Source organism: bacterium, assembly GCA_020440705.1.
GTDB lineage: Bacteria > Krumholzibacteriota > Krumholzibacteriia > LZORAL124-64-63 > LZORAL124-64-63 > JAGRNP01.
Map to the genome: position 1 here is coordinate 1 of JAGRNP010000161.1, position 6,710 is coordinate 6,710.

The window sequence follows — 6,710 nt, forward strand, 5'->3', positions numbered from 1 at the left end:
AAGGGCTTCGCCGTCGTCGCCGACGAGGTGCGCAACCTCGCCGGCCGCAGCGCCGAGGCCGCCCAGTCCACGGCGAACCTGATCACCCAGGCCGTCCGCAATGCCGACAGGGGCGTGACGGCCTCCGAGGCCTTCGTCGCCACCCTCGAGGAGGTCATCACCGGCATCGACCGCATGGAGGGCCTGACCCGCGACGTGGCCGAGGCCACCGGCAAGCAGTCCGAGGGCATCCGGCAGATCAACGAGGGCCTGGCCAGCCTCGACCAGATCGTGCAGGCCAACGCCGCCACCACCGAGCAGACCGCGTCGGCGTGCCACGAGTTGAGCACCCAGGCGGGGCAGTTCCGCAGCGTGGTGCGGCGCCTGGACACGGACGTGGCCGGTATCGACGCCGCCGGCGACGGGCCCGGCGTGCTGGACGGCCTGCGCGGCCGCTTCCGCCGGGACCATCCGGCGGCGGCGCCCGTCTCAGTCCCGGCGCCGCAGGCGGTGGGCCCGGCCCGGCCCCGACCCGAGGCCGTCCCGTCCGGCGACGAGCTGGTCCTGCTCGAGGACCACGAACTGGACGATGCGTTCACCGACTTCGGGCACGAGGTCGGCGAGAAGATCGAGATCTGAGCGACCACGGGGCGCACGCCCCCCACCCGCCGGCCGCGGCCGGACGTGAACCGCAAAGGAGACGACGATGGCACTGCTGGATTGGAATGCGAGCCTGAGCGTGGAAGTCCCCGAGATGGACGCCGAGCACAAGAAGCTCGTCGGCCTGGTCAACGAACTGAACGACGCCATGAAGTCCGGCAAGGCCAAGGACGAGATGGACAAGGTGTTCGGCGAGCTGGCCCGCTACACCCAGACGCACTTCGCCTCGGAGGAGCGCTGGATGCAGAAGGTCGGCTACCTGCACCTGGACAAGCAGAAGCGCGAGCACCAGGAGCTGCTGAAGCAGGTCACGGCCTTCAAGGCGGACTACGACGCGGGCAAGGCCATGATCAGCGTGAAGCTGATGGGCTTCCTGCGCGACTGGGTCCGCAACCACATCCAGAAGTCCGACAAGGACTACGGCGTGTGGGCGAAGCAGAACGCGGGCGTCTGAGGTCCCCCTCCTCGCAACCCCGCGCGGAGCCCCGGCCGGGCGTGGCCGGGGCTCTTTTTTTGTTCGGCCCCCTTCCTGCAGGGCGTCGTCACCGGCCGGCGCCCGTGACATCGCCCGCCGCCTCGCCTATACTGCCTCCCTGACCCGCACCCCAGCCTGGACGGAGCCATGGCCGACCGTTTCGCATCGCCCCTCGACGTCCTGTCGCGCGTGTTCGGCTACGACGCCTTCCGCGGACGCCAGCAGGAGATCATCGACCACACGCTGGCCGGCGGCAGCAGCCTCGTGCTCATGCCCACCGGAGGCGGCAAGTCGGTGTGCTACCAGGTGCCCGCCCTGCTGCGGCCCGGCACCGGCATCGTGGTCTCACCCCTGATCGCGCTGATGCAGGACCAGGTGGGCGCCCTGCGCCAGGTGGGCGTGCGCGCGGCCTTCCTCAACTCGACCCTGCCCGCCGACGAAGCGGCCCGCGTGGAGCGCCAGGTGCGCACCGGCGAACTCGACCTCCTCTATGTGGCGCCCGAGCGCCTCCTGCAGGAGCGCACCCTGGCCCTGCTCGACGGCTGCGACCTGGCCCTCCTGGCCATCGACGAGGCCCACTGCATCTCCCGCTGGGGACACGATTTCCGCCCGGAGTACCTGCAGCTTGACGTCCTGCGCGAGCGCTGGCCCGCGGTGCCCCTGCTCGCCTGCACCGCCACCGCGGACGAGCGGACCCGCCAGGAGATCGTCGACAAGCTGGCGATCCCCCGCGAGGCCGTCTTCGTCTCGGGCTTCGACCGTCCCAACATCCGCTACCTGGTGCGTCCCAAGGACGACGAGCGCCGCCAGCTGCTGGCCTTCCTGCGCGAGCACCACGACGGCGACGCGGGCATCGTCTACTGCCTGTCGCGCAAGCGCACCGAGCAGGTGGCGGCCTTCCTGGTCGGCAAGGGCTACACGGCCCTGCCCTACCACGCCGGCCTCTCGGCCGAGCTGCGCGAGCACCACCAGCACCGCTTCCTCACCGAGGACGGCGTCATCGTCGTGGCGACCATCGCCTTCGGCATGGGCATCGACAAGCCGGACGTGCGCTTCGTCGCCCACCTCGACCTGCCCAAGAGCATCGAGGCCTACTACCAGGAGACCGGCCGCGCCGGCCGCGACGGCCTGCCCGCCACCGCCTGGATGGTGTACGGCCTGCAGGACGTGATCATGCTGCGCAAGCTCGCCGAGAACTCGGACGCCGACGAGATGCACCGGCGCCTCGAGAGCCAGAAGCTCGACGCCATGCTCGGCTACTGCGAGGTCGTGGGCTGCCGGCGCCAGGTGCTGCTCGACTACTTCGACGAGCACCTGCCCGAGCCCTGCGGCAACTGCGACGGCTGCCTCGAGCCGGTCGAGACCTTCGACGCCACCGTGGCGGCGCAGAAGGCGCTGTCGTGCATCATCCGCACCGGCCAGCGCTTCGGCGCGGTGCACATCATCGAGGTGCTGCGGGGTTCGGAGAACGAGCGGGTGCGGAAGTTCGGCCACGACAAACTGAGCACCTGGGGCGTGGGCACCGAGCACGAGCCCTGGCAGTGGCGTTCGATCCTGCGCCAGATGACGGCCCGCGGCCTGCTCACCACCGACCCGGAGGGCTACGGCGGCCTGGTGCTCACCGAGCGGGCACGACCCGTGCTCAAGGGCGACGAGACGCTCTTCCTGCGCCGGGAGACCCTCGACCGGGCCGGACCCGGCGGCGGCGGCGGGGCCCGCAAGCGGAAGAAGTCGGCCTCGGTGGCCTCGCTGGTGGACAACGACGAGCTGAACACGCCCGCGAACCAGGCCCTCTTCGACGAGCTGCGCGAGCTGCGCCTGCGGCTGGCCGAGGAGAACGGCGTGCCCCCCTACGTCATCTTTCACGACAAGACCCTGGCGGCCATGGTCGTGCACCGTCCGGAAAGCGCCGAGGCCCTGCTGCAGCTCAGCGGCGTCGGCGAGGCGAAGCTCGAGCGCTTCGGCGAGGCCTTCCTCGGCGTGATCCGCAACGCCGGCGGCGACGGCCCCGCCGAGCCCGTGCGCATCCCCTTCGTCGATGGGCCCTGACGCCGGGCGCGGCCGCCCTAGTGGAAGCCCACCTGGATCGCCACCAGCGACAGCAGCAGCAGCACGCCGAACCCGCCCACCTGCCGGTCCTCCACGTGCCAGATCTCGCGCCCGCGCACCAGGCGGCGGTGGTCGCGCCACGACACGGCGGCCACCACGGACAGCCCCGTGAGGATCGTCAGGGCCGTGATGTTGAAGTAGGCCACTCCGGGCAGGATCCGTTCCAGCGCCAGCTTGATCCCCACCGCCGCGAACATCATGCCGAGCACCAGGTTCGGTCGCGCGCGCACGAGGAACACCGCCGCGACGATCAGGATCACGAAGCCCACCTTGATGTAGTAGCTCATGTCGTTGAACCAGTGGGTGAGCGCGAACTGCGGGTCGTTGAACTTGACGTACACCTGCACGAAGCCGAAAAGGAGGCCGGCCAGGAGCGTGACCACGATGGCGCGCCGGCCCATGGCCACCACCTGGGCGTCGGTGGCGTCCGGCCGCAGGCGGCGCCGGTAGATGTCGACCGACCACAGGGTCGACACCGAGTTGAAGATCGAGTCGACCGAGCTCATCAGCGACGCGAACAGGCCGCACAGCACGAGCCCGCGCAGCCCCGCCGGCAGCAGCATGTTCACCAGCGTCGGGTAGGCCTGGTCCGGGTCGGACAGGGGGTGGTCACGCAGCAGGCCCGCCAGGGCGATGGCCGGCACGACGATCAGCAGCGCCGTGACGTACTTGAGCACGCCGGCCGCGAGCAGCCCCACCTGGGCGTCGCGCATGGAGCGCGCGGCGAGGGCCCGCTGCAGGATGATCTGGTTGCTCCCCCAGTAGTTCAGGTTCAGCAGCAGCATGGCCCCGATGGCCGTCCAGGGCAGCTTCGGGTGGTCGGCCGGCAGGTGCAGGTGCATCAGGTCGGTGTGCTCGTAGAGGGCGCCCCAGCCTCCCAGCCGCTCCAGCGCGACGAAGAGCAGCACGCAGCCGCCGCCCACCAGCAGCACGAACTGCACCGCGTCGGTGCGCACCACGGCCCGCAGGCCGCCCAGCCAGGTGTAGGTGGCCGAGAACACGCCCAGCACCACCATCATCAGCGCCACGCGCAGGGCCGGATCGGGCCCCAGCCACAGGATCTGCGCCGGGAAGAGGGCGTTCACGGCGTAGGCGCCCCAGAAGAGGGTCGTGCCCAGGTAGAGGAAGCCGTAGAGCACCATCGTCAGCACCGAGTACGCCGTGGCCACCCGCGGGCCGAAGCGCGCCTCGAAGAACTGGGTGATGGTCATGACGCGCATGCGCAGGTAGAGCGGCACGAAGACGAACGCGGCGAGCAGGATGCCGAAGACCGCGTTGATCTCCAGGTTGGCCTGGGCCAGCCCGTAGAGGTAGGCCGAGCCGGCCGCGCCCAGGAAGTGGCCGGCGTGGATATTGGTGGCGACGGTCGAGAGCGCGATCTGGGGCCAGCGCAGGGAGCGGTTCGAGATGAAGTACTCCTCGGCGGTGGTCTCGCCCCGCACGCGGGAGAACACGCCGATGGCCATGATCACGACGAAGTAGGCCAGGATGATCAGGATGTCGAGCACGGCGGTCTCCCGGGTTCTCGCGACGGCAGGCGGACCGAGCGATGGTACCACGCCCGGGCGCGTCCGGCCTCCCCCGAGCGGAGGGGTTGTCACCCGGGCCCCGGTGCTCTAGTCTGTTTGCGGAGGGAATCCATCCGGTATTCCCGCTTCACGGCGCGACCCGTCCCTGCCCGTCATCGCCGTGCAGGCGCATCTCCAACCACCATCAAGCCCTGGGGGATAATCATGACGACTCTCGCGCCCGCGCGGACCCGGCTCCGGTCCGCATCCCGACCCGCTCACATGCTGCTGCTCGCCCTGCTGGCCCTCTTCGCCGTCGCCGGCTGCGGCGACGACGACAACCCCGCCGCCCCCGGCGGCGGCGGCGGTGGCGGTGGTGGCGGCGGCGTCAGCAACGGCACCATGACCGCCACCATCGACGGCTCGTCCTGGTCCGCGGCCGTGGTGACGGCGCTCAACCAGGGGGGCATCGTCGCCGTGGGCGGCTCCTCGACCGGCGGCAACGAGGCCATCGGTTTCGGCTTCGTCGCCACGGGCACCGGCACCTACACCATGGGCGCCACCTCGACCGCGTCGGCCAACCTCGGCAATCTGTCCGGCGAGACCTGGGCCGCCGGCGGCGGGGTCGGCAGCGGCAGCATCACCGTCACGTCGCTCACGAGCACGGCCATCGCCGGCACCTTCCAGTTCACCCTCATGGCCACCGGTGGCGAGACCCCGGCCACCCGCTCCGTCACCAACGGCGCCTTCAACATCACGTTCAACACGACCACGCCCTGACGCCCCTCGCGACACCGCGGGACAGAAGGAGGGGCCGGCATGAGCCGGCCCCTCTCCCGTTCTCCGACGAAGTGCGATCCTACTCGAACACCAGCCGCGGCCCCGGCTGCACGCGGTCGTCCTGGTAGCCGCGCAGCAGGCCGTCGCGCGCGCCGAACCACAGCTGCCGGAACCCGCCCGGACCGGTGTCGCGCAGCACGAGTCCCTCGTTGGGGTAGTCGCCGTTGATCCAGCCGCGCACCAGGTCCGTCACGTCGATGCGGATCACGTCGCCCACGGCGTGGTCGGCCTGGACCAGCGTGAGGCTCGCCGACGCGTCGGCCGCGAACTCGGGCTGGGTCTGGTTGTTGGCGTCGCCGCCGTCGGCGGCGCCCGTCCAGGCGATGCCTGCGGCCGCGTCGACCCACTCCACGCCGGGCGGCGCGGGCGTGACCTCGGAGCCGTTGCCCTCGATCCACGGCGTGCGCCCCTCGGTGGGCAGCACCCGGTGCACCGACAGCTCGTAGGTCTGGTCGACCCCGTCGCGGAACGCCGCGATGGTCAGCTCGAGATGGGCCGCGGAGATCTCGCGGAAGAAGACCGGCACCTCGAAGCGCACATAGCCGCGGATGCGGTCCGGGCTCGAGGGGCCTTCGCGCCCGGTGCCCACGGCGAGGAACGGATCGGCGCCGTAGTTGTCGTTGCGCCGGCTGTCGACGTCGGCGCGCACGGTGGCGTCGGCCACGGCGTTGCCGCCGAGGCTGTCGCCCGGGGCCCACAGGGCGCCGAAGTCGGCCTCCTCGAAGCGCGACACGCCGTCGGCCGTCGTCGTCAGCAGCACGTGCAGGACCGGATCGCCGGTCGGCGCCAGCAGCGGCTGCGGCGCCAGGGTCACGGTGTAGGCGCCGGCCACGAGACCGCCGAAACGGTAGCGGCCGTCGGCCGCGGTCACGGTGCGGGCGAGCATCTCGCGCTGGTCGTGGCGCAGCTCGATCACGGCGCCGGGCACCCCCTCCTCGCCCTCGTCGCGCACGCCGTCGCCGTCGTAGTCGGCGAACACCATGCCGGCGATGAGACCCGCGTTCGCCGGCAGCCCCGCCCCGATGCGGGCGGTGAAGGCCACCGCGACGCCGTCGTCCACGAGGAAGGCCACCGTCAGCGGCAGGCTCTCCTCGCCGGGCGTCCACAGGGCGTCGTCGTTCGCGAAGCCGAAGGTGTAG

General features: G+C 71.2%; 6 protein-coding genes. 4 read left to right on the forward strand and 2 right to left on the reverse strand.

All coding sequences use genetic code 11. The features are described from left to right. From KDM41_16425 to recQ, 3 genes are all read left to right on the forward strand, one after another. Window positions 1–618 (forward strand): hypothetical protein (locus KDM41_16425; GenBank protein ID MCB1185015.1); only part of this gene is annotated, 618 nt, incomplete at its 5' end. 67 nt (window positions 619–685) lie between these two features. After that, window positions 686–1,093, forward strand: a complete 408-nt coding sequence (locus KDM41_16430) for a hemerythrin family protein (GenBank protein MCB1185016.1) — start codon at window positions 686–688, stop codon at window positions 1,091–1,093. A 168-nt stretch (window positions 1,094–1,261) separates the two neighbouring features. Continuing rightward, window positions 1,262–3,163, forward strand: coding sequence for a DNA helicase RecQ (gene recQ / locus KDM41_16435; GenBank protein MCB1185017.1), 1,902 nt, complete (start codon window positions 1,262–1,264; stop codon window positions 3,161–3,163). A gap of 17 nt (window positions 3,164–3,180) precedes the next feature. Here recQ and KDM41_16440 read toward each other — a convergent pair whose 3' ends face one another. Next, window positions 3,181–4,689, reverse strand: coding sequence for a sodium/solute symporter (locus tag KDM41_16440; protein ID MCB1185018.1), 1,509 nt, complete (start codon window positions 4,687–4,689; stop codon window positions 3,181–3,183). Between the two features lie 267 nt (window positions 4,690–4,956). On the opposite strand from KDM41_16440, the gene KDM41_16445 reads away from it, so the two are divergent. After that, on the forward strand, window positions 4,957–5,511 hold the full coding sequence (locus KDM41_16445; protein ID MCB1185019.1) for a hypothetical protein: 555 nt from the start codon (window positions 4,957–4,959) through the stop codon (window positions 5,509–5,511). A gap of 79 nt (window positions 5,512–5,590) precedes the next feature. Here KDM41_16445 and KDM41_16450 read toward each other — a convergent pair. Continuing rightward, window positions 5,591–6,710, reverse strand: a 1,120-nt coding sequence (locus KDM41_16450) for a DNRLRE domain-containing protein (protein ID MCB1185020.1), incomplete at its 5' end; no start/stop codon positions are given.

Bases quoted from the DNA above. Each gene is read 5' to 3' on its own strand.
- KDM41_16445 (MCB1185019.1), top strand. From the start codon at position 4,957: ATGACGACTCTCGCGCCCGCGCGGACCCGGCTCCGGTCCGCATCCCGA.
- KDM41_16430 (MCB1185016.1), top strand. From the start codon at position 686: ATGGCACTGCTGGATTGGAATGCGAGCCTGAGCGTGGAAGTCCCCGAG.
- recQ (MCB1185017.1), top strand. From the start codon at position 1,262: ATGGCCGACCGTTTCGCATCGCCCCTCGACGTCCTGTCGCGCGTGTTC.
- KDM41_16440 (MCB1185018.1), bottom strand. From the start codon at position 4,689: ATGGCCATCGGCGTGTTCTCCCGCGTGCGGGGCGAGACCACCGCCGAG.